Here is a 24,492-nt window from a genome sequence, read left to right as displayed (position 1 = left end):
GCACCTCTCGATATGTCTGTGAAAGACGCGATCAAAATTCCCTGGGTCACATAGCTCATGATCAGACCCAGCGCAAACGTCGGAATAACCACCACTGTCCCAGCGCTACCAGCGCCATCAACAGGCAGGCCACCAGAAACCCGTAGGGGCTGTTGGAAAGCGGAATGCCTCCGACGTTGATCCCCAGCAAACCGGCCAGGAAACTCATCGGCAGAAAGATCCCGGTGATGATTCCGAAGCGAAACATGATGCGGTTCATGCGTACGCTCAGGCGCCGGTCTTCGGCCTCCAGCACAAGCCCCACGCGCTCTCGGGTCAATTCGAGCTCTTCCAGGTAGCGGGTCAGGCTGTTGTTCAATTCGTTCCAGTAATCGCCATCGTCATCGGCGAACCAAGGCAGCCTGATACGACTGAGCTGACCGAAAATATCCCGCTGCGGAGCGAGGAAACGCTTGAGTCCGGCAGCCCGTCGACGGATCTGCAGAATGTTGCTGTGCTCCGGGGTATACCGTTCGTCGGCATCCAGTTTTTCTTCCTCGGCATCGACCACTTCCGACAGGTCGCTGACCAGATCCTGCACCTTATGGGTCAGATACTCAGCCATATAAAGGATGAGTTCGGAGGCGGTTTTCGGCCCCTTGCCTTCGCCCAGTTGCACCAACAGTTCATCGGTCGCGCGCAATGGCCGCAGGCGCAGGGAAATCACTCGCTGGGTCGAACCGAAGATGCGTACCGAAACCATGTCCTCCGGCTCCGCGCCGGGGTTGAGGTTGATGCCGCGTAAAAACAGCAGGAACTCGGAATCCGGCAGCGCCAACAGGCGCGGCCGGGTGTTTTCTTCAAGCAGGAGGTCACAGCTGAACTCGCTCAGACCGCTGGATTTACGCAGCCAGGTCTGGGTTTGTGGATGGCTGCGATCCCAATGCAGCCAGAGGCTCTCATGGGCTTGCAGCTGCAGGTCGTCCAGTTCAGTTCGGGCAATCGCACGCGCACCACCTTTACCGTCCAGCACCAGGGCATGTACCAGCCCCCATTGCGCGTTGTCTTCCTCGAACATCCTCATCCCTTGCTTGGTCGACTGCTTATTCAGGCATTTTCAGCGGGCTTGGCGAAACGATCACACCATTGTTGTCGGCATAGACATATTCACCCGGACGGAAAGTCACCCCGGCAAAAGTCACCGCCACGTTGAGATCGCCAATGCCGCGCTTGTCGGTTTTCATCGGGTGGCTGGCCAGCGCCTGAACGCCCAGGTCGGTTTGCGCGATGACGTCGACGTCACGGATGCAGCCGTAGATCACCAGCCCTTCCCAACCGTTCTTGGCGGCCTTCTCGGCCAGCATGTCGCCCAGCAGCGCGCGGCGCAGGGAGCCACCACCGTCGACCACCAGCACCTTGCCGTGGCCCTTGAGCTCGACCTGTTCCTTCACCAACGAGTTGTCTTCGAAACATTTGATGGTCACGATTTCGCCGCCGAAGGAGTCGCGACCACCGAAATTGCTGAACATCGGTTCAACCACCTGCACCAGATCCGGGTAGGCGTCGCACAGGTCGGGAGTGAGGTAATGATTCATCGAGAAACTCCTGTAATGGAAAGAACACATCGCAGTGTCGGAATTCGCAGGGTTCATGCTGAGTGACGAGCGCTGGCGGCGAATGTTTAACACCTTGCCTTGGCCCTCGATCCCCATGCAGTCACCACCATACGCCAATTTCAGCAGGTGCAATGAGCACGAACGGGATACCGAACCAGCGACCGAATGTGACCAAAACCGCGCAATGCGTCATATCTTAGCCGCAAGCGCAGCGGAACGAAATGCTCTTGTCAGCGCCTTCCGAACTCAACTCGCGGCAGCCAGTTTGGCACTCGATGCCAACAACGGGCTCTGCTGATCCTTCAACCAACGCGCCACCAAAGGCCAGACTTCAACCTGGGCGGCTTTGCTCACCAGCATCTCGACATGGCCGAAATTGCCGCTGAAGCCTTGTTCGCGCCCCAGGCAGACAAACTGTTTGTGCTCGGAACTCAACTGGTCAAACAACTTGCGGCAGGCCCAGGTCGGATCCTGATGGTCCCCAGCCGCGCTCACCGCCAGTACCGGCAGCGACACATCGGACAAACCGGCCCACCAGTCCTTCTGCCCATCCCCGAAACGCCCGAACAGCCCGTACCAGCGCATGCCTTCCAGGGCCAGGCCAATGGGTTCGTCCTCGGGACCGCGCTTGAGTCGCGAGCCGGACAACTGGGCAAAACGCTTGAGAATGAAACGACCGCCCCACTCCACCGCCGGGATTTTCAATGGCCAGTAGGTACGGCTGACCTGACAACCGAACAGCGCCGCCGACGCCACTGCCGCCTCCCCCAGGTACTGGCCGCCCAGGGCCGCCGCCAGGGTAATGCCACCCAGGGAATGGCCGATCCAGTGCGGAACCTGGCCGCTTTGTTCCCGCACGAAGGCGCCGATGGCGGGCAGATCGTATTGCGCATAATCGGCGACGCGATTCTTGCGATAGTCGGCATTACGTCGCGACAGGCCGTGGCCACGCATCTCGGGGATCCATACGTCGAAGCCCATGCGCGCCAGATACGCGCCCAGGCCGATACCTTTGGGTGAATACCAGAAGCGCCGATTGGAGAAGCTGCCGTGCAGCAGGATCACCGGCACGCCACGGGATTCAGGCTCGTCTGCCATTCCCAGGCGGGTGACGGCCAACTCGACCGTGGTGTCCGGGCTATTGCCAGGCTTCAGGCGGTAGACGTCTTCACTCAGGTCGCCTCGACGTTCGGCACTGATCAAGGCGACGGGAAATAGGTTGCTGCTGCTTTGCATAATGCTCTTGCACAAAAAAGGGCGGCTTCCAGATGGAGCCCGCCCTACTTGAATCTCAAAGCACCGGCCAGCCCGAAGGCTGGCCGGTGCTTCATTCCGCTTAGACCGCACCCTGCCCCTCGGCCAGGAAGAACCAGGTTTCCAGTACGGAGTCCGGGTTCAGCGAGACGCTTTCGATGCCTTGTTCCATCAACCATTTGGCCAGGTCCGGATGGTCGGACGGGCCCTGGCCGCAAATACCGATGTACTTGCCAGCCTTGTTGCAGGCGGCGATGGCGTTGGCCAGCAGCTTCTTGACCGCCGGATTACGCTCGTCGAACAGGTGCGCGATGATGCCCGAATCGCGGTCCAGGCCCAGGGTCAGTTGGGTCAGGTCATTGGAACCGATGGAGAAACCGTCGAAGAACTCGAGGAACTCCTCGGCCAGGATTGCGTTGGAAGGCAGCTCGCACATCATGATCACGCGCAGGCCGTTTTCGCCGCGCTTGAGACCGTTTTCGGCCAGCAGATCCACCACCTGGCTGGCTTCGCCCAGGGTACGGACGAACGGCACCATGATCTCGACGTTGGTCAGGCCCATGTCGTTGCGCACACGCTTGAGGGCGCGGCACTCGAGCTCGAAGCAGTCACGGAAGGATTCGCTGATGTAACGCGAAGCACCGCGGAAGCCCAGCATCGGGTTTTCTTCTTCCGGCTCGTAGAGCTTGCCGCCGATCAGGTTGGCGTATTCGTTGGACTTGAAGTCCGACAGGCGCACGATGACCTTTTTCGGCCAGAACGCTGCGGCCAGGGTGCTGATGCCCTCGACCAGCTTGTCGACGTAGAAACCGACCGGCTCGTTGTAACCGGCAATGCGCTTGTCGACGCTTTCCTTGATTTCATGGGGCAGGCCGGCGTAGTTCAGCAGTGCCTTGGGGTGCACGCCGATCATGCGGTTGATGATGAACTCCAGGCGGGCCAGACCGACACCGGCGTTCGGCAGCTGGGCGAAGTCGAAGGCGCGATCCGGGTTGCCGACGTTCATCATGATCTTGAACGGCAGCTCCGGCATGGCGTCGACGGAGTTTTTCTTCACGTCGAAGCCCAGCTCGCCTTCGAAGATGAAACCGGTGTCGCCTTCAGCACAGGACACGGTCACGCCCTGGCCGTCCTTCAACAGTTCGGTGGCGTTGCCGCAACCGACAACGGCCGGGATCCCCAGCTCGCGAGCGATGATCGCGGCGTGGCAGGTACGGCCGCCACGGTTGGTGACGATGGCGCTGGCGCGCTTCATCACCGGTTCCCAGTCCGGGTCGGTCATGTCGGATACCAGCACGTCGCCGGCCTGGACCTTGTCCATCTCCGACACGTCCTTGATGATCCGCACCTTGCCGGCGCCGATGCGCTGGCCGATGGCGCGACCTTCCACCAGCACGGTGCCGGTTTCCTTCAACAGGTAACGTTCCATGACGTTGGCCTGGGTGCGGCTCTTCACGGTTTCCGGACGGGCCTGGACGATGTACAGCTTGCCGTCGTCGCCGTCCTTGGCCCACTCGATGTCCATCGGGCACTTGTAGTGTTTCTCGATGATCATCGCCTGCTTGGCCAGCTCGCTGACTTCGGCATCGGTCAGGCAGAAACGCGCGCGATCGGCCTTGTCGACGTCGACGGTCTTGACCGAGCGACCGGCCTTGGCTTCGTCGCCGTAGATCATCTTGATCGCCTTGCTGCCCAGGTTGCGGCGCAGGATGGCCGGGCGACCGGCTTGCAGGGTGCCCTTGTGGACGTAGAACTCGTCCGGGTTCACCGCACCTTGAACGACGGTTTCACCCAGGCCGTAGGCGCCGGTGATGAACACCACGTCACGGAAGCCCGACTCGGTGTCGAGGGTGAACATCACGCCGGCGGTACCGGTTTCCGAACGCACCATGCGCTGCACGCCGGCAGACAGGGCGACCAGCTTATGGTCGAAGCCCTGGTGCACGCGGTAGGAAATGGCGCGGTCGTTGAACAGGGAAGCGAAGACTTCCTTGGCGGCGCGAATGACGTTCTCGACGCCACGGATATTAAGGAAGGTTTCCTGCTGGCCGGCGAAGGAAGCGTCCGGCAGGTCTTCGGCGGTGGCCGAGGAGCGCACGGCCACGGCCATGTCAGGGTTGCCCGCGGACAGCTTGGCGAACGCGGCGCGGATTTCGCTATTCAGTTGCTCGGGGAACTCGGCTTCCATGATCCATTGACGGATCTGGGCGCCGGTCTTGGCCAGGGCATTCACGTCATCGACGTCCAGGGCGTCGAGCGCGGCGTGGATCTGGTCGTTAAGACCGCTCAATTCGAGAAAATCACGATAGGCCTGGGCCGTCGTGGCAAAGCCTCCAGGGACCGATACACCAGCGCCTGCAAGGTTACTGATCATCTCGCCCAGGGATGCGTTCTTGCCCCCCACATGCTCTACATCATGGACGCCGAGCTTATCGAGGGAAACTACGTACTCTACCAAGGTGATCTCTCCACTAACTGTGTTGGAAAAGCTCAGAAGCCGGCTGCTCGGGGAGCGCTTGCCAGCTGTATGGCCTGGACCTGGAAAATAAGTGAGAATGCGGGCCATTGGAGGCCGGCAAATCGCGCCTATCATATCCAAGAATCGTCACTAGCTTAAGGCCCAAGGTGCAAATGAAACGATCTGCTTTCTTCATCTCCGACGGTACCGGCATCACCGCTGAAACCCTCGGCCAGAGCCTCCTGGCGCAGTTCGAAAACATTACCTTCAGCAAAATCACGCGGCCGTATATCGACAGCGTAGATAAAGCGCGGGCCATGGTACAACAAATCAACATTGCCGCCGAAAAGGACGGATTTCGTCCGATTATCTTCGACACCATCGTCAATCAGGAGATCCGTGAGATCCTCGCGACGTCCAATGGTTTCATGATCGACATCTTCTCGACCTTCCTCGCCCCCCTGGAACTGGAGTTGAGCGAGCACTCGTCGTACTCGGTCGGCAAGTCCCACTCCATTGGCGGCAACTCCAACTATATGGAGCGGATCGAGGCGGTGAACTTCGCCCTCGACAACGACGACGGCGCCCGCACCCACTACTACGACAAGGCCGACCTGATCCTGGTCGGCGTGTCGCGCTGCGGCAAGACTCCGACCTGCCTGTACATGGCCATGCAGTTCGGCATCCGCGCCGCCAACTACCCGCTGACCGAAGACGACATGGAACGCCTGCAGTTGCCGACTGCCCTGCGTGCCCACCAGCACAAGCTGTTCGGCCTGACCATCGACCCCGACCGGCTCACCGCCATCCGCAACGAGCGCAAGCCCAACAGCCGTTATTCGAGCTATGCCCAGTGCGAGTTCGAAGTGCGCGAGGTGGAAAACCTGTTCCGCCGCGAGAACATTCCGCACATCAATTCCACCCATTTCTCGGTGGAAGAGATCTCGGCGAAGATCCTCGTGGAAAAAGGTGTCGAGCGGCGCTTCAAGTAGTTCTTTTCTGACCAATAGAACGCTATTGCGAGCAAGCTCGCCCCTACAAAATCTTGTAGGGGCGAGCTTGTCACGATCGGACCAACGGTCCGCCCTGCCCTCAGATCACCAACAGATCCACGAACCGGTGCACCGCCGTGGCCTCCAGCTGCGCCTGGTCCTTGCACAGGGCAAAGATCTGCGCCGAACGCTGGGCCGTGAAGCGGGTGGCCAGGTTGGCCTTGAACTTGTCTTCCAGCAGCGGAATGCCTTCGGCGCGACGCCGGCGATGGCCGATCGGGTATTCCACCACCACCTGCCCGGTGCTCGAACCATCCTTGAAAAATACCTGTAGCGCATTGGCGATGGAGCGCTTGTCGGCCTCCAGGTATTCGCGGGTGTAGCGTGGATCCTCGACGACCTGCATCTTCTCGCGCAGCTGGTCGATGATCGGGTGGGCGGTATGGAAGCTGTCTTCATAGTGCTCGGCCACCAGGTTGCCGAACGCCAGCGGCACGGCGGTCATGTACTGGATGCAGTGGTCGCGGTCGGCGGCGTTGGCCAGCGGGCCGACCTTGGAAATGATGCGGATCGCCGATTCGTGGGTGGTGATGACGATCCTGTCGATCTCGTGCAAGCGATTACGTACCAGCGGGTGCAGGGTCACCGCCGCCTCGCAGGCGGTCTGCGCGTGGAACTCGGCCGGGAAGCTGATCTTGAACAGCACGTTTTCCATCACATAGCTGCCATATTTCTGCGACAGGCTGAAACGGCGCTGGTCTTCGGGTTTGAGCGCCAGGTCCTTGTTGGTGTGGCTGAACAGCACGTCGTAGAAACCCCACTGTGGCGCGCTCAGCACTCCCGGGATGCCCATCTCGCCGCGCAGGGCGATATCCGCCAGGCGCACACCACGGCTGGTGGCATCTCCCGCCGCCCAGGACTTGCGCGAACCGGCGTTCGGCGCATGGCGGTAGGTACGCAGCGCCTGGCCATCGACAAAGGCATGGGACAACGCCGCCAGCAGCTGTTCGCGGTTGGCCCCCATCAGCTTGGCGGTGACCGCGGTCGAGGCGACTTTCACCAGCAGCACATGGTCGAGGCCAACCCGATTGAAGGAGTTCTCCAGGGCGATCACCCCCTGGATCTCATGGGCCATGATCATGGCCTCGAGCACCGCGCGCATGGTCAACGGTGCCTCGCCATTGGCCACACGCTTTTGCGACAGGTGATCGGCCACGGCAAGGATGCCGCCGAGGTTGTCGGAAGGATGGCCCCACTCGGCGGCGAGCCAGGTGTCGTTGTAATCCAGCCAACGGACGATGCAGCCGATATCCCAGGCCGCCTTGACCGGGTCCAGCCGCAAGCGGGTGCCCGGCACCCGCGCGCCAAACGGCACGACCGTGCCCTCCACTATCGGCCCCAAGTGCTTGGTGCACTCCGGAAAGCGCAGGGCCAGCAGGCCGCAGCCGAGGGTGTCCATCAGGCAGTTGCGGGCGGTATCCAGGGCCTCGTGGGACTCGATCCGGTAGGTCAGAACATAGTCGGCAATGTCCTGCAGGACCTGGTCGTAATCGGGGCGTTCGTTCAGATCAACGTTGGCGCTCATGGGCAGTTCACTCCATCAAGGGTTAGCTATGGGTTGCATCCTCAAGGTCAGGCTGATCGAGTTTTTTATTCATCCCATTGTAGGAGCGAGCTTGCTCGCGATGACGGATGGACTGTCGACATCGATGTCGACCCTGGTATCGCTATCGCGAGCAAGCTCGCCCCTACAAGGGTGGGGTGTTTTTAGAAAGCATCACCGGGAACACGCACCCAGCCTTCCATCAAGACCCGCGCGCTGCGGCTCATGATGGCCTTGGTCACGCTCCATTCGCCGCTGTCCTGCACGGCTTCGGCGCCGACCCGCAAGGTTCCCGACGGATGGCCGAAACGCACCGCGCTGCGCTCCCCGCCGCCGGCCGCCAGGTTGACCAGGGTGCCGGGGATCGCCGCTGCCGTGCCGATAGCCACCGCGGCGGTGCCCATCATCGCGTGGTGCAGCTTGCCCATGGACAGCGCGCGCACCAGCAGATCGATATCTGCGGCCTTCACCGCCTTGCCGCTGGACGCCTGGTAGTCCGCCGGTGGGGCGACAAAGGCGACCTTGGGCGTGTGTTGGCGCTTGGCCGCTTCGTCCAGGTGCTGGATCAGCCCCATGCGCAGCGCGCCGTGGGCGCGGATGGTCTCGAACATCGCCAGCGCCTTGGGGTCGCCGTTGATATCGCCCTGCAGCTCGGTGCCGCTGTAGCCGATGTCGCGGGCATTGATGAAGATGGTCGGGATCCCGGCATTGATCATAGTGGCCTGGAAAGTCCCGACGCCCGGCACCTCCAGGTCGTCCACCAGATTGCCGGTGGGGAACATCGAGCCACCAGCGCCCTCTTCCTCGGCCGCCGGGTCCATGAACTCCAGCTGCACTTCGGCCGCCGGGAAGGTCACGCCATCCAGTTCGAAATCGCCGGTTTCCTGCACCGCACCGTTGGTCATCGGCACATGGGCGATGATGCTCTTGCCGATATTGGCCTGCCAGATACGCACCACGGCCACGCCGTTCTGCGGGATGCGCTCGGCATCCACCAGGCCGCTGCTGATGGCGAAGGAACCGACCGCCGCCGACAGGTTGCCGCAGTTGCCGCTCCAGTCGACAAAAGGCTTGTCGATGGAGACCTGGCCGAACAGGTAATCCACGTCGTGACCGGGCTTGATGCTTTTCGACAGGATCACCGTCTTGCTGGTGCTGGAAGTGGCGCCGCCCATGCCGTCGATCTGCTTGTCGTACGGGTCGGGGCTGCCGATCACCCGCAACAGCAACGCGTCGCGGGCCGCGCCCGGCAGCTGCGCCGCCTCGGGCAGGTCTTGCAGGCGGAAGAACACGCCCTTGCTGGTGCCGCCACGCATGTAGGTGGCGGGAATCTTGATTTGCGCTACGAAAGCCATGGATTTCGGTCCTGATAAAGACCGAGGGCGGCGCCTTGCGGCCCGCCCCCGGTACGTCACTTAACTGGCGACAGCCGATTCGAGGAAGTCCTGGGCAAAACGCTGCAACACGCCGCCCGCTTCGTAGATCGACACCTCTTCGGCGGTGTCGAGGCGGCAGGTCACTGGCACCTCGATGCGCTCGCCGTTCTTGCGCCGGATCACCAGGGTCAGGGTGGCGCGCGGCTTGCGCTCGCCCACCACATCGAAGGTTTCGGTGCCGTCGATGCCCAGGGTCTTGCGGTCGGTGCCCGGCTTGAACTCCAGCGGCAATACGCCCATGCCCACCAGGTTGGTGCGGTGGATACGCTCGAAGCCCTCGGCGGCGATGGCCTCGACCCCGGCCAGGCGCACGCCCTTGGCCGCCCAGTCGCGGGACGAACCCTGGCCGTAGTCGGCGCCGGCGATGATGATCAGCGGCTGCTTGCGCTGCATGTAGGTCTCGATGGCTTCCCACATGCGGGTGACCTGGCCTTCCGGCTCGATCCGCGCCAGCGAACCCTGCTTGACCTTGCCGCCTTCCTGGACCATTTCGTTGAACAGTTTCGGGTTGGCGAAAGTCGCGCGCTGCGCGGTCAGATGGTCGCCGCGGTGGGTCGCGTAGGAGTTGAAGTCCTCCTCCGGCAGGCCCATTTTCGCCAGGTACTCGCCAGCCGCGCTGTCCGGCATGATGGCGTTGGACGGCGACAGGTGATCGGTGGTGATGTTGTCCGGCAGCACTGCCAGCGGACGCATGCCGGTCAGGCTACGCGCCCCGGCCAGGGCGCCTTCCCAGTACGGCGGCCGACGGATATAGGTACTCATTTCACGCCAGTCGTACAGCGGCTCGACCTTGGGCCCAGTGTCTTCGTGAAGGGCGAACATCGGGATGTACACCTTGCGGAACTGTTCGGGCTTCACCGAAGCCTTGACCACCGCGTCGATCTCTTCGTCGCTCGGCCAGATGTCCTTGAGGCGGATTTCCTTGCCGTTGGCGTCCAGGCCCAACACGTCCTTCTCGATGTCGAAGCGGATGGTCCCGGCAATCGCGTAAGCCACCACCAGCGGCGGCGACGCGAGGAAGGCCTGCTTGGCATAGGGATGGATGCGTCCGTCGAAGTTGCGGTTGCCCGACAGCACCGCGGTGGCGTACAGGTCGCGGTCGATGATTTCTTTCTGAATCACCGGGTCCAGCGCGCCGGACATGCCGTTGCAGGTGGTGCAGGCGAAGGCCACGACGCCAAAGCCCAATTGCTCCAGCTCCCTGGTCAAGCCGGCTTCGTCCAGGTACATGGCCACCGTCTTGGAACCCGGCGCCAGCGACGACTTGACCCAGGGCTTGCGGGTCAGGCCGAGCTTGTTGGCGTTGCGCGCCAGCAGGCCGGCGGCGATCACGTTGCGTGGGTTGCTGGTGTTGGTGCAACTGGTGATGGCCGCGATGATCACCGCGCCATCGGGCATTTGCCCCGGCACTTCTTCCCACTGGCCGGCGATGCCCTTGGCCGCCAGGTCGCTGGTCGCCACCCGGGCGTGGGGGTTGCTCGGGCCCGCCATGTTGCGCACCACCGAGGCCAGGTCGAACTGCAAGCCGCGCTCGTACTGCGCGTCTTTCAGGCTGTCGGCCCACAGGCCGGCCTGTTTGGCATAGGTTTCGACCAACTGCACTTGCTCGTCTTCGCGGCCGGTGAGCTTGAGGTAGTCGATGGTCTGCTGGTCGATGTAGAACATCGCCGCGGTGGCGCCGTATTCCGGGGCCATGTTGGAGATGGTCGCGCGGTCGCCCAGGGTCAGCGCCGCGGCGCCTGCGCCGAAGAACTCAAGGTAGGCGCCCACCACCTTCTGCTGGCGCAGGAACTCGGTCAGTGCCAGCACCATGTCGGTGGCGGTGATGCCCGGTTGCAGCTTGCCGGTCAGCTCGACGCCGACGATTTCCGGCAGGCGCATCCAGGACGCCCGGCCGAGCATCACGCTTTCGGCTTCCAGGCCGCCGACGCCGATGGCGATCACGCCCAGGGCATCCACGTGCGGGGTGTGGCTGTCGGTGCCGACGCAGGTATCGGGAAAGGCCACGCCATCGCGCGCCTGGATCACCGGGGACATTTTCTCCAGGTTGATCTGGTGCATGATGCCGTTGCCCGGCGGGATCACGTCGACGTTCTTGAAGGCTTTACTGGTCCAGTCGATGAAGTGGAAACGGTCTTCGTTGCGCCGGTCTTCCACCGCGCGGTTCTTGGCGAACGCATCCGGATCGAAGCCGCCGCACTCCACCGCCAGCGAGTGGTCGACGATCAACTGGGTCGGCACCACAGGGTTGACCTGGGCCGGATCGCCACCCTGGTCGGCGATGGCATCGCGCAGGCCGGCCAAATCCACCAGGGCGGTCTGGCCAAGAATGTCGTGGCACACCACGCGGGCCGGAAACCACGGGAAGTCGAGGTCGCGCTTGCGCTCGATCAGTTGTTTCAGGGAAGCGGTCAGGGTCGCCGGATCGCAACGACGCACCAGGTTTTCCGCGAGCACGCGCGAGGTGTACGGCAAGGTGTCGTAGGCGCCGGGCTGGATCGCCTCGACAGCCGCGCGGGTGTCGAAGTAGTCCAGTCGGGTACCGGGTAACGGTTTACGAAATTCTGTGTTCATCGTCAGGACTCGGTCACGGTGATTGCAAAAGGCGGTGCTGCTGAAACCGTTCCCTGTAGGAGCGAAGCTTGCTCGCGATAGCAGTTTGACGGTCGACACCAATGTTGAATGTCAGTCCGTCTTCGCGGGCAAGCCTCGCCCCTGCAGGGCTCTGGATTTATCCAGGGCGTTCAGGCAGCCACCATTCAGCGACGTTCGATTGGCACGAACTTGCGCTGTTCGACGCCGACGTACTCGGCGCTTGGACGAATGATGCGGTTGTTGGCGCGCTGTTCGAACACGTGGGCCGCCCAGCCGGTCAGGCGCGAGCAGACGAAGATCGGGGTGAACAGCTTGGTCGGGATGCCCATGAAGTGGTACGCCGAGGCATGGTAGAAGTCGGCGTTGGGGAACAGCTTCTTCTGCTCCCACATGGTCTTGTCGATAGCTTCGGAAACCGGGAACAGCACCTTGTCGCCCACTTCATCGGCGAGTTTTTTCGACCAGCCCTTGATCACCTCGTTGCGCGGGTCATTGTCTTTGTAGATCGCGTGGCCGAAGCCCATGATCTTGTCCTTGCGCTCGAGCATGCCGAGGGTGCCCTTGATCGCCTCTTCCGGCGAAGCGAAGCGCTCGATCATCTCCATCGCCGCCTCGTTGGCGCCACCGTGCAGCGGGCCGCGCAGCGAACCGATGGCCGCGGTGACGCAGGAGTACAGGTCGGACAGGGTCGAGGCACAAACCCGGGCGGTGAAGGTCGAGGCGTTGAACTCGTGCTCGGCGTAGAGGATCAGCGACACGTTCATTACCTTGACGTGCAGCTCGCTCGGCTTCTTGTCGTGCAGCAGGTGCAGGAAGTGGCTACCGATGCACGGCTCGTCGGTCACGCAGTCGATGCGCTTGCCGTCGTGGCTGAAGCGGTACCAGTAGCACATGATCGCCGGGAACGCGGCCAGCAGGCGGTCGGTGACGTCACGCTGCTGGGAGAAGTCATGCTCCGGCTCGATATTGCCGAGGAACGAGCAGCCGGTGCGCATCACATCCATCGGATGGGTGTCGGCCGGAATGCGTTCCAGCACTTCTTTCAGCGCCTGCGGCAGGTCGCGCAGCTTGCTCAGTTTCTGAGCGTAGGCATCCAGTTGCGCCTGGGTCGGCAGCTCGCCGTACAGCAGCAGGTAGGCCACTTCCTCGAACTGCGCGTCGGCCGCCAGTTCGCGCACGTCGTAACCCCGGTAGGTCAGCCCGGCACCGGCCTGGCCCACGGTCGACAAGGCAGTTTGTCCGGCCACCTGGCCACGCAGGCCAGCGCCACTCAATACTTTTGCTTCGGCCATTGCTCTCTCCAATCTTGAATTTGTTAGGGAATCGGCAACTACACGGGTCGGGATTTACCCCGACACTGTAGGAGCGAGCTTGCTCGCGATGCTGGTCAACACACCCCGGTGTATCAGTGGCTGCGCGTTATCGTTAACGTCCATCGCGGGCAAGCCTCGCTCCTACAAGGATGGGTTCAGCCCTTCTTCTGGGCGAACAGTGCATCGAGCTTCTGCTCGAAGGTGTGGTAGTCGATGCGGTCGTACAGCTCCATGCGGGTCTGCATGGTGTCGATCACGTTCTGTTGGGTACCGTCGCGACGGATCGCGGTGTAGACGTTTTCCGCCGCCTTGTTCATGGCGCGGAACGCCGACAGCGGGTACAGCACCAGGGAAACGTCCACGGACTTCAGTTGTTCGGTGGTGTACAGCGGCGTGGCGCCGAACTCGGTGATGTTGGCCAGGATCGGCGCTTTTACCCGGCTGGCGAAGATCTTGTACATCTCCAGCTCAGTGATGGCTTCCGGGAACACCATGTCGGCGCCAGCCTCGATGCAGGCGGCGGCGCGCTCCAGGGCCGACTCCAGCCCCTCCACCGCCAGGGCGTCGGTGCGGGCCATGATCACGAAGCTGTCGTCGGTGCGGGCATCCACCGCGGCCTTGATGCGGTCGACCATTTCCTGTTGGGAGACGATCTCTTTGTTCGGCCGGTGGCCACAGCGCTTGGCGCCGACCTGGTCCTCGATGTGAATCGCCGCCGCACCGAACTTGATCATCGACTTGACAGTGCGCGCCACGTTGAACGCCGACGAACCGAAACCGGTGTCCACGTCCACCAGCAGCGGCAGGTCGCAGACGTCGGTGATGCGGCGCACGTCGGTCAGCACATCGTCCAGCCCGGTGATGCCCAGGTCCGGCACACCGAGGGAGCCGGCCGCCACCCCGCCACCGGACAGGTAGATCGCCTTGAAGCCGGCGCGCTTGGCCAGCAGCGCATGGTTGGCATTGATGGCGCCGACCACCTGCAACGGTCGTTCGCTGGCGACCGCATCGCGAAAGCGCTGGCCTGGAGTGCTCTTGTTATTGGAACTCATGACTCACCTCGTGGAGTGGCTGTCTGCTGGGCGCCGTCCTGGTAATGACGGGCAATGTTGCGTTTGGAAGCGCCGATGTGACGGCGCATCAACAACTCGGCCAGTTCGCCGTCGCGATCGGCAATGGCATCGAGAATCCGGTGGTGCTCGGCGAACGCCTGGTGCGGGCGGTTGGGCGTGGCGGAAAACTGGATGCGGTACATGCGCACCAGTTGGTACAGCTCGCCGCAGAGCATCTGCGTGAGGGTGCGGTTGCCCGCGCCCTGGATGATCCGGTAGTGGAAGTCGAAATCGCCTTCCTGCTGGTAGTAGCCGACCCCGGCCTGGAACGCCGCGTCGCGCTCGTGGGTATCGAGGACCCGGCGCAGCTCGTCGATGTCCTCGTTGGTCATGCGCTCGGCGGCCAGGCGGCAGGCCATGCCTTCCAGGGACTCGCGGATTTCGTAGAGCTCGATCAGCTCGGCATGGCTCAAGGACACCACCCGCGCCCCGACATGGGGTACCCGCACCAGCAGGCGCTGGCCTTCCAGGCGGTGGATCGCCTCGCGCAACGGGCCGCGGCTGATGCCATAGGTGCGCGCCAGTTCCGGCTCGGAAATCTTGCTGCCCGGGGCGATCTCGCCCTTGACGATGGCCGCCTGAATGCGCCTGAAGACGTTTTCGGACAAGGTTTCCGAATCGTCCTGCGCTACGGCGGGGTGATCGAGCTGATCCAGCATATTGTCGACACCTTGAAAATCAATGCGACAAAAACTAGCCAATACAACTCATCCAGTCAAAGGAAAAATAGATATTGTCGACAATCGTCTAATAACCCTTTGCACCAAACCGGCACAAAAGCCCCCGCCCCACCGCTGGCGCCATAAAACCAGCATGCTAGAATGCCGCCCGCATTTGCCTGTCACATCAATAAGGCAGCACACGAGGGAGCTTGCGCAGCAATGCCAGTCGCCTTGAACTGAAGAACCCATGCAACGCACCAGGATCTATGAGACTCAAGGCCTTCTCCATACTGTTCTGCCTGATCGGCCTGCCGGGCCTGAGTGCCGCCGCCGGCAAGACCGTTTACGGTCTGAATGAATACGCCAGACTGTCCGGGATCGACCTGGAAGTCGCCGCCAAGCTCGACACCGGCGCCAAGACCGCCTCCCTCAGCGCCCGCGATATCAAGCGTTTCAAGCGCAATGGCGAGTCCTGGGTTCGCTTCTACCTGGCCATCGACGCCGCCCATTCCCACCCCATCGAACGTCCGCTGGCCCGCGTCAGCAAGATCAAGCGCCGCGCCGGCGACTACGACCCCGATGAGGAAAACAACAAGAAGTACACCGCGCGCCCGGTCATCGAGTTGGATATCTGCATGGGCACGGCCCTGCGCAGCATAGAAGTGAACTTGACCGACCGCAGTGCATTCCAATACCCGCTCTTGATCGGCTCCGAAGCGCTCAAGCGCTTCGATGCACTGGTCGACCCCAGTCTTAAATACGCTGCTGGCAAACCTGCCTGCGCCACCGACGCTCATACCGCAGAGTAATTCCAATGCGCTCTCTTACCCTCCATCTGAAAATCCTGATCGCCATCCTGGTGGTGCTGGGCATCTCGATCACGGCCTATCAGATTTTCGTGCTCGGCATCCCGGTGACCGAAGACGCCACCGACGACCTGTGGAACATCGACGCCAAGGTCGAATTCGTCGCCAACGCCAAGGACCCGATCAAGATCCAGATGTTCGTGCCGCCGCTGAGCCGCGACTACGTCAGCCTGAACGAGAGCTTCATCTCCAATAACTACGGGGTGGCGGTGAACCGCGTCGACGGCAACCGCAAGGTCACCTGGTCGGCACGCCGCGCCAAGGGCAACCAGACCCTCTACTACCGCCTGGTCCTGACCAAGCGCTACACCGCGGAAAAAGCCAAGATCAAGGGTCCGACCTTCCGCGACAGCATCGCCGTCGAAGGCCCGGAAAAGATCGCCGCCGAGGCCCTGCTCGCGCCGATCCGCCAGCACTCGGCCGACGTCGAGACCTTCATCAGCGAAGCCATCAAGCGAGTCAACAACAGCAACGACGACAACGCCAAGATGCTCCTGGCGGGCGATCCGTCGCCGGCGAACAAGGCCAAGATCGTCGACCTGCTGCTGTCCATCGCCCACGTGCCGATGGAAAAGGTCCACACCATCCGCCTGGTGGCCGACCAGCCGCAGGCCCCGGAACTGTGGCTGCGCAGCTTCAACGGTACCGACTGGCTGTACTTCAACCCGGAAACCGGCGAACAGGGCCTGCCCAGCGACCGCCTGTTGTGGTGGATCGGTGACGACAACCTGATCACCGTCGATGGCGGCAAGAAAGCCACCGTCACCTTCAGCCTGAACAACAGCGAAATGAACGCCATTCGCCTGGCCAAGCTGACTGACGAGAACACTGACGCCAACTTCCTCGAATACTCGCTGTACGGCCTGCCGCTGCAGACCCAGCAGACCTTCATGATCATGGTGATGATCCCGATCGGCGTGCTGGTGATCCTGGTGCTGCGCAACCTGATCGGCCTGCAGACCCTGGGGACCTTCACCCCGGTGCTGATCGCCCTGGCCTTCCGCGAAACCCAGCTGGGCTTCGGCATCGTGCTGTTCACGGTGATCACCGCGCTCGGACTGTCGCTCAGGTCCTACCTGGAACACCTGAAGCTGCAGATGCTGCCGCGGCTGTCGGTGGTGCTGACCTTCGTCGTGGTGCTGATCGCCGCCATCAGCCTGTTCAGCCACAAGCTCGGCCTGGAACGCGGCCTGTCGGTCGCCCTGTTCCCGATGGTGATCCTGACCATGACCATCGAACGCCTGTCGATCACCTGGGAAGAACGCGGCGCCGGCCACGCGATGAAAGTCGCCATCGGCACGCTGTTCGCCGCCTCCCTGGCCCACTTGATCATGAGCGTGCCGGAGCTGATCTACTTCGTCTTCACCTTCCCGGCGATGCTGCTGATCCTGGTGGGCTTCATGCTGGCGATGGGTCGCTACCGCGGCTACCGCCTGACCGAGCTGATCCGTTTCAAAGCCTTCGTCAAGGCGGACTCGTAATGTTCGGCCTGTGGAAGACCTGGAAGGCCCTGGAAGCCCGGGGCATCATGGGGATCAATCGGCGTAACGCGGACTACGTGCTCAAGTACAACAAGCGCAGCCTGTACCCGATCGTCGACGACAAGATCATCACCAAGGAACGCGCGATCAAGGCCGGCATCCATGTGCCGGAACTGTATGGCGTGATCTCCACCGAGAAGGAAATCGACAAGCTCGACGAGATCATCGGCAGGCGCAACGACTTCGTGATCAAGCCGGCGCAAGGCGCCGGCGGCGACGGCATCCTGGTGATCGCCGACCGCTTCGAAGGCCGTTACCGCACGGTGTCGGGCAAGATCATCAGCCACGAGGAAATCGAACACCAGATTTCCAGCATCCTCACCGGCCTCTATTCCCTGGGCGGCCACCGTGACCGGGCGCTGATCGAATACCGGGTAACCCCGGACCAGATCTTCAAGAGCATCAGCTACGAAGGCGTGCCGGACATCCGCATCATCGTGCTCATGGGCTACCCGGTGATGGCCATGCTGCGCCTGCCGACCCGCCAGTCCGGCGGCAAGGCCAACCTGCACCAGGGCGCCATCGGCGTCGGCGTCGACCTGGCTACCGGCCTGACCTTGCGCGGCACCTGGCTGAACAACATCATCACCAAGCACCCGGACACCACCAACGCGGTGGATGGCGTGCAACTGCCCTACTGGGACGGCTTCATGAAGCTGGCGGCCGGCTGTTACGAGCTGTGCGGCCTGGGCTACATCGGGGTCGACATGGTGCTGGACCAGGAAAAGGGCCCGCTGATCCTCGAACTCAACGCCCGCCCCGGCCTGAACATCCAGATCGCCAACGACTGCGGCCTGACCCAGCGCACCCATGCGGTCAAAGCGCACCTGGCAGAACTGAAAGCCCGCGGCATCAGTGAAACCGTCGAGCAGCGCGTGCAGTTTACCCAGGACCTGTTCGGCCATATCCCGGCGGTGGAAGGCTGATCCACCGTCGCTCGACGCTCAATGGATAACCCCTGTAGCCGCTGCCGAAGGCTGCGATAGGACCGAAGGTCCTCAGCGATTTCAAGAGCAGCGCCCGCTTCGCGGTCGGGCGCAGCCTTCGGCAGCGGCTACAGGGTTGTACGTCGTAAACCGGGCAATCCCCGACATCCCCACTAGGAGCAAATCCTTGAGGGGACTACAATCGCCAGCCGCGCTCCTCCGATGGCTGATCCACCCCGCATGTCGACCTGCTCCGTACACCCGCTGCCCTATCGCCCCAACCCCGCCGAATATTTCGCGGCGATCCGCCATGCCCCTGGCGCCGTCCTGCTCGACAGCGGCCGACCCAGTGCCGAGCGCGGCCGCTATGACCTGCTCAGCGCCTGGCCACGGGCCCAGCTGGCCGTCCTCAAGGACGAAAGCGGCGAAGACTTCCTGCAACGCCTGCGGCTCAATCTGGATCAGCTGGGCCAGGCGGTGATCCCCGCGCCTTACCAGCTGCCTTTTGCCGGCGGACTGATCGGTTACCTGAGCTACGACTTCGGACGCCACCTGGAACACCTGCCCAGCCAGGCCCTGGACGACCTGCAACTGCCCGATGCGCGCTTCGGCCTCTACGACTGGGCGCTGATCAGCGACCATCAGCAGTGCACCAGCCAACTGGTGTTCCACCCGGCCGTCGCCGCCGCCGAACGCCAGCGCCTGATCGCCCTGTTCGGCCAGGCGCCAGCCAGCACCGACGGCAGCTTCAAGCTCAGCGGGCCGATGCGCCCCGACCTCAGCGCCGCGCAGTATCAACAGGCGTTCGAGCGTATCCAGGCGTACATCCAGGCCGGCGACTGCTATCAGGTCAACTTCGCCCAGCGTTTTCGTGCGCCCTGCGTCGGCGATCCGTGGGCTGCCTACTGCGCGCTGCGGAGGGCCTGCCCGACGCCTTTTTCCGGGTTCCAGAGCCTGCCGGAAGGTGGCGCGGTGCTGAGCCTGTCGCCGGAGCGCTTTGTGCGGATCAGTGAGCGCCAGGTGGAAACCCGGCCGATCAAGGGCACCCGCCCACGCAGCCAGGATGCCGCCGAAGACGCAGCGAACGCCGCCGAACTACTGGCCAGCCCCAAGGACCGCGCGGAAAACCTGATGATCGTCGACTTGCTGCGCAACGACCTGGGCCGCACCTGCCGCATCGGCTCGGTGCGGGTGCCGGAGTTGTTCAGCCTGGAAAGCTACCCGAACGTGCACCACCTGGTGAGCAGCGTCACCGGCGAGCTGGCGGACGACAAGGACGCCCTGGACCTGATCGCCGGCAGCTTCCCCGGCGGCTCGATCACCGGCGCGCCGAAGATCCGCGCCATGCAGATCATCGACGAGCTGGAGCCGACCCGACGCGGGCTGTATTGCGGTTCGTTGCTGTACCTGGATGTGCGTGGCGAGATGGACAGCTCGATCGCCATCCGCAGCCTGCTGGTCAAGGACGGGCAGGTCTGCTGCTGGGGCGGTGGCGGGATTGTCGCGGACTCGGACTGGCAGGCCGAATATCAGGAGTCCATCACCAAGGTGAAGGTGCTGCTGGAGACCTTGCAGAGCCTCTGATCTGTAGCCGCTGCCGCAGGCTGCGATAGGGCCGCAGGCCCTTCAGCGTTGGGGAGGACGCCGCGGCCGTACCGGCCGATCGCAGCCTTCGGCAGCGGCTACAGGTACAGCATTACAAGCTCAATTCGCGGTTCGATGCCTTGAGGAATTCCTGCTTCAGCTCGGCAAAGCTGTGCACCGCCGGGAACTGCGGGAACTCGCGAATCACGTTATCCGGGGCATGGAACAGAATGCCGGCATCGGCCTCGCCGAGCATGCTGGTGTCGTTGTACGAATCCCCTGCCGCGATCACCCGGTAGTACAGGCTCTTGAAGACCAGCACCGACTGACGCTTGGGGTCTTTCTGGCGCAGCTGGTAACCGGTTACCCGGCCGCTGTCGTCGGTGACCAGGCGGTGGCACAGCAGCGTGGGGAAACCCAGCTGGCGCATCAGCGGCTGGGAAAACTCATAGAAGGTGTCGGACAGAATCACCACCTGGAAACGCTCGCGCAGCCAGTCGACGAACTCGATGGCGCCGTCCAGCGGCTTGAGGGTGGCGATCACTTCCTGAATGTCCGAGAGCTTCAGGCCGTGCTCGTCGAGAATCCGCAGGCGCTGCTTCATCAGCACATCGTAATCGGGGATATCCCGGGTGGTCGCCCTGAGGGAGTCAATCCCGGTTTTTTCGGCAAAGGCGATCCAGATTTCCGGGACCAGTACACCTTCCAGGTCGAGACAGGCAATTTCCACGAGACACTCCCATTTGTATTGGTTATTCGAGCGAGCCAAAGGACTGCCGAACTCTAGCGATTCGCCCCAGCCCACGCAACGCAAGGAGCGCGCCAGCCGGGGATGGATTTTGTTACCATCGCCAGTATCTAGAGCGCTCAGCGCCACCGACCTGTAGGAAACCGCCCTGATGAGCCCATCGTTCAATGTCGCTGAACTCGCCGCGACCTATGCCCAAAAATCCGCCCAGGACATTCTCAAGCTGGCCTTTGCCGAGTTTGGCGATGACCTGTGGATCTCTTTCAGTGGTGCCGAGGATGTGGTGCTGGTGGACATGGCCTGGAAGCTGAACAAGAACGTCAAGGTCTTCAGCCTCGACACCGGCCGCCTGCACCCGGAAACCTACAGGTTCATCGAGCAGGTACGCGAGCACTACAAGATCGACATCGAGGTGGTTTCGCCGGACCACGCCAAGCTCGATCCTTTCGTCAAGGAAAAAGGCCTGTTCAGCTTCTACAAGGACGGCCACGGCGAGTGCTGCGGCATCCGCAAGATCGAACCGCTGCGCCGCAAGCTGTCCACTGTCAGCGCCTGGGCCACCGGCCAGCGTCGCGACCAGAGCCCGGGTACCCGCAGCCAGGTGGCGGTACTGGAGATCGACAGCGCCTTCTCCACCCCGGAACGCACCCTGTACAAGTTCAACCCGCTGGCACAGATGACCAGCGAAGAGATCTGGGGTTACATCCGCATGCTCGAACTGCCATACAACAGCCTGCACGAGCGTGGTTTCATCAGCATCGGCTGCGAGCCTTGCACCCGTCCGGTGCTGCCCAACCAGCACGAGCGCGAAGGCCGCTGGTGGTGGGAAGAAGCCACGCAGAAGGAATGCGGCCTGCACGCCGGCAATATCATCAGCAAGGGCTAAAGCTCCCGATTCCTCTTTCCTCTGGTCTGTCGGAGTGAAGCTTGCTCGCGAAGCGGTGGGTCAGGTACGCCGTCTCGCGAGCAAGCTTCGCTCCTACAGAAGCCCTCCTCTCGGTAAAAATCTTGTACACATAAGTGTCACCACAGGTGCCATTTTTGTGTGCACTTTATGCCTCGACGCCCCAAAAGGTTACACCCTTCTCCTTGGGCCATCCTCCACCGCGCTCACACCCCATCCCCTCGAAAAATAAATACCTGTTCGAACGGTCAATTTATAACCTCGTAGTTTCAGTTACTTAGAAATCATCAATAACAAACCGAAATTATCAGTCGCTTGCTTAGATTGGATTCTGGCACGGAAGTGGCTTAAGTCGCCTTGTATCTTGTATACAACTTAAATAAAAAATACATACACTTTATATCTGCAAGCCGGGCTCCCGAATCCGCCTGCAGATGCCCAGAACCCAGTGATTCCCGGACCCGCGCCGAAGACTGCCGAGCCTTGCGCTCAAGCACAGTCAGCGCGGGTCCGCGATCAGGAGCCTGCCGGAATGCGTACAAGCCTTGCCAACGACATCGCACTGGATTTGCCCTCCTCCCACGTCCACGCCAACCTCGATCCCAGCATCGCCCACGGCACCGCCGCCACGGTCGACCTCAGCCCACGCCTGCATAACCGCGACCTGGCGCCGACCAAGGTCGAAGGCCGGCGCTGGGGTGGCTACAGCATCTTTGCCCTGTGGACCAACGACGTGCACAACATCGCCAATTACTCCTTCGCCATCGGCCTGTACGCCCTGGGCCTGGGCGGCTGGCAGATCCTCCTGTCCCTGGGGATCGGCGCGGCGCTGGTGTACTTCTTCATGAACCTGTCCGGCTATATGGGCCAGAAGACCGGCGTGCCCTTCCCGGTGATCAGCCGCATCAGCTTCGGTATCCATGGCGCGCAGATTCCGGCGCTGATCCGCGCGGTGATCGCCATCGCCTGGTTCGGCATCCAGACGTACCTGGCCTCGGTGGTGTTCCGGGTCTTGCTCACGGCCATCCACCCCGGCTTCGCCGCCTACGACCACGACTCGATCCTCGGCCTGTCGAGCCTGGGCTGGGTGTGTTTCGTGGCGATCTGGCTGGCCCAGCTGGCAATCCTCGCCTATGGCATGGAAATGGTCCGGCGCTACGAAGCCTTCGCCGGCCCGGTGATCCTGGTGACCGTTGCCGCCCTCGCCGCCTGGATGTTCACCCAGGCCAACGCCAGCATCGCCTGGTCGATCCGCGAGCCCTTGAGCGGTGGCGAGATGTGGCGCCAGATCTTCGCCGGCGGTGCGCTGTGGCTGGCGATCTACGGCACGCTGATCCTCAACTTCTGCGACTTCGCCCGCTCCTCGCCCTGCCGCCGGACCATCAAGATCGGCAACTTCTGGGGGCTGCCGGTGAACATCCTGGTGTTCGCGACCATCACCGTATTGCTCTGCGGCGCGCAGTTCCAGATCAACGGCAGGATCATCGAAAGCCCGACCGAAATCATCGCCTCGATCCCCAACACCTTCTTTCTGGTGCTCGGTTGCCTGGCGTTCCTGATCGTCACCGTGGCGGTGAACATCATGGCCAACTTCGTCGCCCCGGCCTTCGTGCTCAGCAACCTGGCGCCGAAATACCTGACCTTTCGCCGCGCCGGGCTGATCAGTGCGACCCTCGCGGTGCTGATCCTGCCGTGGAATCTCTACAACAGCCCGCTGGTGATCCTGTACTTCCTGTCCGGGCTCGGCGCCCTGCTGGGGCCGCTGTACGGGGTGATCATGGTCGACTACTGGTTGCTGCGCAAAGGCCGGATCAACGTACCCGAGCTGTACAGCGAGAACCCGCAAGGCGCGTATTTCTACAGCCGCGGGGTCAACCTGCGGGCGGTGGCGGCGTTCATTCCGGCGGCGCTGATCGCCATTGTCCTGGCCCTGGTGCCGGGGTTTGCCAGCGTCTCGCCCTTCTCCTGGCTGATCGGCGCCGGCATTGCCGGCCTGCTGTACCTGATCATCGCCAAACGCCAGCCGCACTATGCGGATGTCAGCGGCGAATCCATCGCCGTCGACAACGTCTGCCACTAACCTTGAACGGCCCGCATGCGGCGGGCCCCGAATACCTCATCGATAAGGACAGTCCATGCGAATTCTCGTGGTCAACGTCAACACCACCGACTCCATCACCCAGGCCATCGCCCGCCAGGCCCAGGCCGTGGCCGCGCCCGGCACTGAAATCATCGGCCTGACCCCACACTTCGGCGCCGACTCCATCGAAGGCAACTTCGAAAGCTACCTGGCCGCCATCGCCGTCATGGACCGCGTGCTGTCCTACGACCAGCCCTACGACGCGGTGATCCAGGCCGGTTATGGCGAGCACGGCCGCGAAGGCCTGCAGGAGCTGCTCAACGTGCCGGTGGTGGACATCACCGACGCCGGCGCCAGCACCGCGATGTTCCTCGGCCACGCCTACTCGGTGGTGACCACCCTGGATCGCACCGTGCCACTGATCGAGGATCGCCTGAAACTCTCCGGCCTGTACGACCGCTGCGCCTCGGTACGCGCCAGCGGGCTGGCGGTGCTGGAACTTGAAGAAGACCCGGCACGCGCCGTCGAAGCCATCGTGCGCCAGGCCGAACTGGCGGTCAGCGAAGACAAGGCCGAGGTGATCTGCCTGGGCTGCGGCGGCATGGCCGGCATGGACGAGCAGATCCGCCAGCGCACCGGCGTGCCGGTGGTGGACGGCGTGACCGCGGCGGTGACCATCGCCGAATCCCTGGTGCGCCTGGGGCTGTCCACCTCCAAGGTGCGCACCTACGCTACGCCGCGACCGAAGACCATCATCGGCTGGCCAGGGCGGTTCGGACGCTGAATCGGCGCTTTCGTCGAGGGTCTATCGCGAGCACGGCAG

At 62.6% G+C, this 24,492-nt stretch carries 19 protein-coding genes; 8 read left to right on the top strand and 11 right to left on the bottom strand.

Annotation, left to right across the window (positions count from 1 at the left end; genetic code table 11):
• Window positions 1-61: 61 nt before the first annotated feature.
• From cmaX to ppsA, 4 genes are all read right to left on the bottom strand, one after another.
• Window positions 62-1,057: a divalent cation transporter CmaX gene (gene cmaX, locus IF690_RS10165; protein ID WP_202699957.1), complete on the bottom strand. Its 996-nt coding sequence runs from the start codon at window positions 1,055-1,057 to the stop codon at window positions 62-64.
• Window positions 1,058-1,082: 25 nt separating this feature from the next.
• Window positions 1,083-1,574 carry a ribonuclease E activity regulator RraA gene (rraA, locus tag IF690_RS10160; RefSeq protein ID WP_009042919.1) on the bottom strand — a complete coding sequence of 164 codons (492 nt, stop codon included), beginning with the start codon at window positions 1,572-1,574 and terminating at the stop codon, window positions 1,083-1,085.
• 267 nt (window positions 1,575-1,841) lie between these two features.
• Entirely contained in the window at window positions 1,842-2,831 is a 990-nt protein-coding gene (locus IF690_RS10155) for an alpha/beta fold hydrolase (RefSeq protein ID WP_202699956.1), read from the bottom strand.
• Between the two features lie 100 nt (window positions 2,832-2,931).
• Window positions 2,932-5,307: a phosphoenolpyruvate synthase gene (ppsA, locus tag IF690_RS10150; protein WP_202699955.1), complete on the bottom strand. Its 2,376-nt coding sequence runs from the start codon at window positions 5,305-5,307 to the stop codon at window positions 2,932-2,934.
• A 173-nt stretch (window positions 5,308-5,480) separates the two neighbouring features.
• On the opposite strand from ppsA, the gene ppsR reads away from it, so the two are divergent.
• The gene (gene ppsR / locus IF690_RS10145; RefSeq protein WP_202699954.1) at window positions 5,481-6,299 is read left to right on the top strand and encodes a posphoenolpyruvate synthetase regulatory kinase/phosphorylase PpsR; all 819 of its coding nucleotides are present in this window, start codon (window positions 5,481-5,483) and stop codon (window positions 6,297-6,299) included.
• A gap of 100 nt (window positions 6,300-6,399) precedes the next feature.
• Here the strand turns inward: ppsR and prpD are convergent, their stop codons facing one another.
• From prpD to IF690_RS10115, 6 genes are all read right to left on the bottom strand, one after another.
• Window positions 6,400-7,884 carry a 2-methylcitrate dehydratase gene (gene prpD / locus IF690_RS10140; RefSeq protein ID WP_202699953.1) on the bottom strand — a complete coding sequence of 495 codons (1,485 nt, stop codon included), beginning with the start codon at window positions 7,882-7,884 and terminating at the stop codon, window positions 6,400-6,402.
• A 182-nt stretch (window positions 7,885-8,066) separates the two neighbouring features.
• Entirely contained in the window at window positions 8,067-9,257 is a 1,191-nt protein-coding gene (gene prpF, locus IF690_RS10135; protein WP_202699952.1) for a 2-methylaconitate cis-trans isomerase PrpF, read from the bottom strand.
• A 60-nt stretch (window positions 9,258-9,317) separates the two neighbouring features.
• Entirely contained in the window at window positions 9,318-11,912 is a 2,595-nt protein-coding gene (gene acnD / locus IF690_RS10130) for a Fe/S-dependent 2-methylisocitrate dehydratase AcnD (protein ID WP_202699951.1), read from the bottom strand.
• Between the two features lie 185 nt (window positions 11,913-12,097).
• Entirely contained in the window at window positions 12,098-13,225 is a 1,128-nt protein-coding gene (gene prpC, locus IF690_RS10125) for a bifunctional 2-methylcitrate synthase/citrate synthase (RefSeq protein ID WP_202699950.1), read from the bottom strand.
• 176 nt (window positions 13,226-13,401) lie between these two features.
• Window positions 13,402-14,298 (bottom strand): methylisocitrate lyase, encoded by an 897-nt coding sequence (gene prpB, locus IF690_RS10120; RefSeq protein ID WP_044462104.1) that lies wholly within the window; start codon window positions 14,296-14,298, stop codon window positions 13,402-13,404.
• Complete coding sequence (locus IF690_RS10115) at window positions 14,295-15,017, bottom strand: GntR family transcriptional regulator (RefSeq protein ID WP_202699949.1); 723 nt, start codon at window positions 15,015-15,017, stop codon at window positions 14,295-14,297. The genes prpB and IF690_RS10115 overlap by 4 nt, the downstream gene beginning before the upstream one ends.
• Before the next feature lie 269 nt (window positions 15,018-15,286).
• On the opposite strand from IF690_RS10115, the gene rloA reads away from it, so the two are divergent.
• The 4 genes from rloA (at window position 15,287) to pabB (ending at window position 19,937) form a co-directional block, all read left to right on the top strand.
• Window positions 15,287-15,829, top strand: coding sequence for a retropepsin-like aspartic peptidase RloA (rloA, locus tag IF690_RS10110; RefSeq protein WP_202699948.1), 543 nt, complete (start codon window positions 15,287-15,289; stop codon window positions 15,827-15,829).
• Window positions 15,830-15,834: 5 nt separating this feature from the next.
• Window positions 15,835-17,367 (top strand): osmotic stress tolerance membrane protein RloB, encoded by a 1,533-nt coding sequence (rloB, locus tag IF690_RS10105; protein ID WP_180924780.1) that lies wholly within the window; start codon window positions 15,835-15,837, stop codon window positions 17,365-17,367.
• Window positions 17,367-18,353 carry an alpha-L-glutamate ligase-like protein gene (locus IF690_RS10100; protein ID WP_202699947.1) on the top strand — a complete coding sequence of 329 codons (987 nt, stop codon included), beginning with the start codon at window positions 17,367-17,369 and terminating at the stop codon, window positions 18,351-18,353. The genes rloB and IF690_RS10100 overlap by 1 nt, the downstream gene beginning before the upstream one ends.
• 240 nt (window positions 18,354-18,593) lie before the next feature.
• Window positions 18,594-19,937 carry an aminodeoxychorismate synthase component I gene (pabB, locus tag IF690_RS10095; RefSeq protein ID WP_202699946.1) on the top strand — a complete coding sequence of 448 codons (1,344 nt, stop codon included), beginning with the start codon at window positions 18,594-18,596 and terminating at the stop codon, window positions 19,935-19,937.
• A 112-nt stretch (window positions 19,938-20,049) separates the two neighbouring features.
• Here pabB and thrH read toward each other — a convergent pair whose 3' ends face one another.
• Window positions 20,050-20,667: a bifunctional phosphoserine phosphatase/homoserine phosphotransferase ThrH gene (thrH, locus tag IF690_RS10090; protein WP_202699945.1), complete on the bottom strand. Its 618-nt coding sequence runs from the start codon at window positions 20,665-20,667 to the stop codon at window positions 20,050-20,052.
• 169 nt (window positions 20,668-20,836) lie between these two features.
• Here thrH and IF690_RS10085 point away from each other — a divergent pair, with 169 nt between their 5' ends.
• From IF690_RS10085 to IF690_RS10075, 3 genes are all read left to right on the top strand, one after another.
• The gene (locus tag IF690_RS10085) at window positions 20,837-21,571 is read left to right on the top strand and encodes a phosphoadenylyl-sulfate reductase (protein WP_016704990.1); all 735 of its coding nucleotides are present in this window, start codon (window positions 20,837-20,839) and stop codon (window positions 21,569-21,571) included.
• A gap of 550 nt (window positions 21,572-22,121) precedes the next feature.
• Window positions 22,122-23,669 (top strand): NCS1 family nucleobase:cation symporter-1, encoded by a 1,548-nt coding sequence (locus IF690_RS10080; RefSeq protein WP_202699944.1) that lies wholly within the window; start codon window positions 22,122-22,124, stop codon window positions 23,667-23,669.
• Between the two features lie 55 nt (window positions 23,670-23,724).
• Window positions 23,725-24,453 carry an aspartate/glutamate racemase family protein gene (locus tag IF690_RS10075; RefSeq protein ID WP_202699943.1) on the top strand — a complete coding sequence of 243 codons (729 nt, stop codon included), beginning with the start codon at window positions 23,725-23,727 and terminating at the stop codon, window positions 24,451-24,453.
• The last annotated feature ends 39 nt before the right edge of the window (window positions 24,454-24,492 follow it).

Origin of the sequence: Pseudomonas sp. SK3(2021) (assembly GCF_016772375.1) — a bacterium.
Taxonomy (GTDB): domain Bacteria; phylum Pseudomonadota; class Gammaproteobacteria; order Pseudomonadales; family Pseudomonadaceae; genus Aquipseudomonas; species Aquipseudomonas chlororaphis_I.
Note: the sequence above shows the minus strand (reverse complement) of the source record. Positions and strands in the feature narration are given on the sequence as shown.

Bases quoted from the DNA above. Each gene is read 5' to 3' on its own strand.
- cmaX (WP_202699957.1), bottom strand. From the start codon at position 1,057: ATGTTCGAGGAAGACAACGCGCAATGGGGGCTGGTACATGCCCTGGTG.
- rraA (WP_009042919.1), bottom strand. From the start codon at position 1,574: ATGAATCATTACCTCACTCCCGACCTGTGCGACGCCTACCCGGATCTG.
- IF690_RS10155 (WP_202699956.1), bottom strand. From the start codon at position 2,831: ATGCAAAGCAGCAGCAACCTATTTCCCGTCGCCTTGATCAGTGCCGAA.
- ppsR (WP_202699954.1), top strand. From the start codon at position 5,481: ATGAAACGATCTGCTTTCTTCATCTCCGACGGTACCGGCATCACCGCT.
- prpD (WP_202699953.1), bottom strand. From the start codon at position 7,884: ATGAGCGCCAACGTTGATCTGAACGAACGCCCCGATTACGACCAGGTC.
- prpF (WP_202699952.1), bottom strand. From the start codon at position 9,257: ATGGCTTTCGTAGCGCAAATCAAGATTCCCGCCACCTACATGCGTGGC.
- acnD (WP_202699951.1), bottom strand. From the start codon at position 11,912: ATGAACACAGAATTTCGTAAACCGTTACCCGGTACCCGACTGGACTAC.
- prpC (WP_202699950.1), bottom strand. From the start codon at position 13,225: ATGGCCGAAGCAAAAGTATTGAGTGGCGCTGGCCTGCGTGGCCAGGTG.
- prpB (WP_044462104.1), bottom strand. From the start codon at position 14,298: ATGAGTTCCAATAACAAGAGCACTCCAGGCCAGCGCTTTCGCGATGCG.
- IF690_RS10115 (WP_202699949.1), bottom strand. From the start codon at position 15,017: ATGCTGGATCAGCTCGATCACCCCGCCGTAGCGCAGGACGATTCGGAA.
- rloA (WP_202699948.1), top strand. From the start codon at position 15,287: ATGAGACTCAAGGCCTTCTCCATACTGTTCTGCCTGATCGGCCTGCCG.
- rloB (WP_180924780.1), top strand. From the start codon at position 15,835: ATGCGCTCTCTTACCCTCCATCTGAAAATCCTGATCGCCATCCTGGTG.
- IF690_RS10100 (WP_202699947.1), top strand. From the start codon at position 17,367: ATGTTCGGCCTGTGGAAGACCTGGAAGGCCCTGGAAGCCCGGGGCATC.
- pabB (WP_202699946.1), top strand. From the start codon at position 18,594: ATGTCGACCTGCTCCGTACACCCGCTGCCCTATCGCCCCAACCCCGCC.
- IF690_RS10085 (WP_016704990.1), top strand. From the start codon at position 20,837: ATGAGCCCATCGTTCAATGTCGCTGAACTCGCCGCGACCTATGCCCAA.
- IF690_RS10080 (WP_202699944.1), top strand. From the start codon at position 22,122: ATGCGTACAAGCCTTGCCAACGACATCGCACTGGATTTGCCCTCCTCC.
- IF690_RS10075 (WP_202699943.1), top strand. From the start codon at position 23,725: ATGCGAATTCTCGTGGTCAACGTCAACACCACCGACTCCATCACCCAG.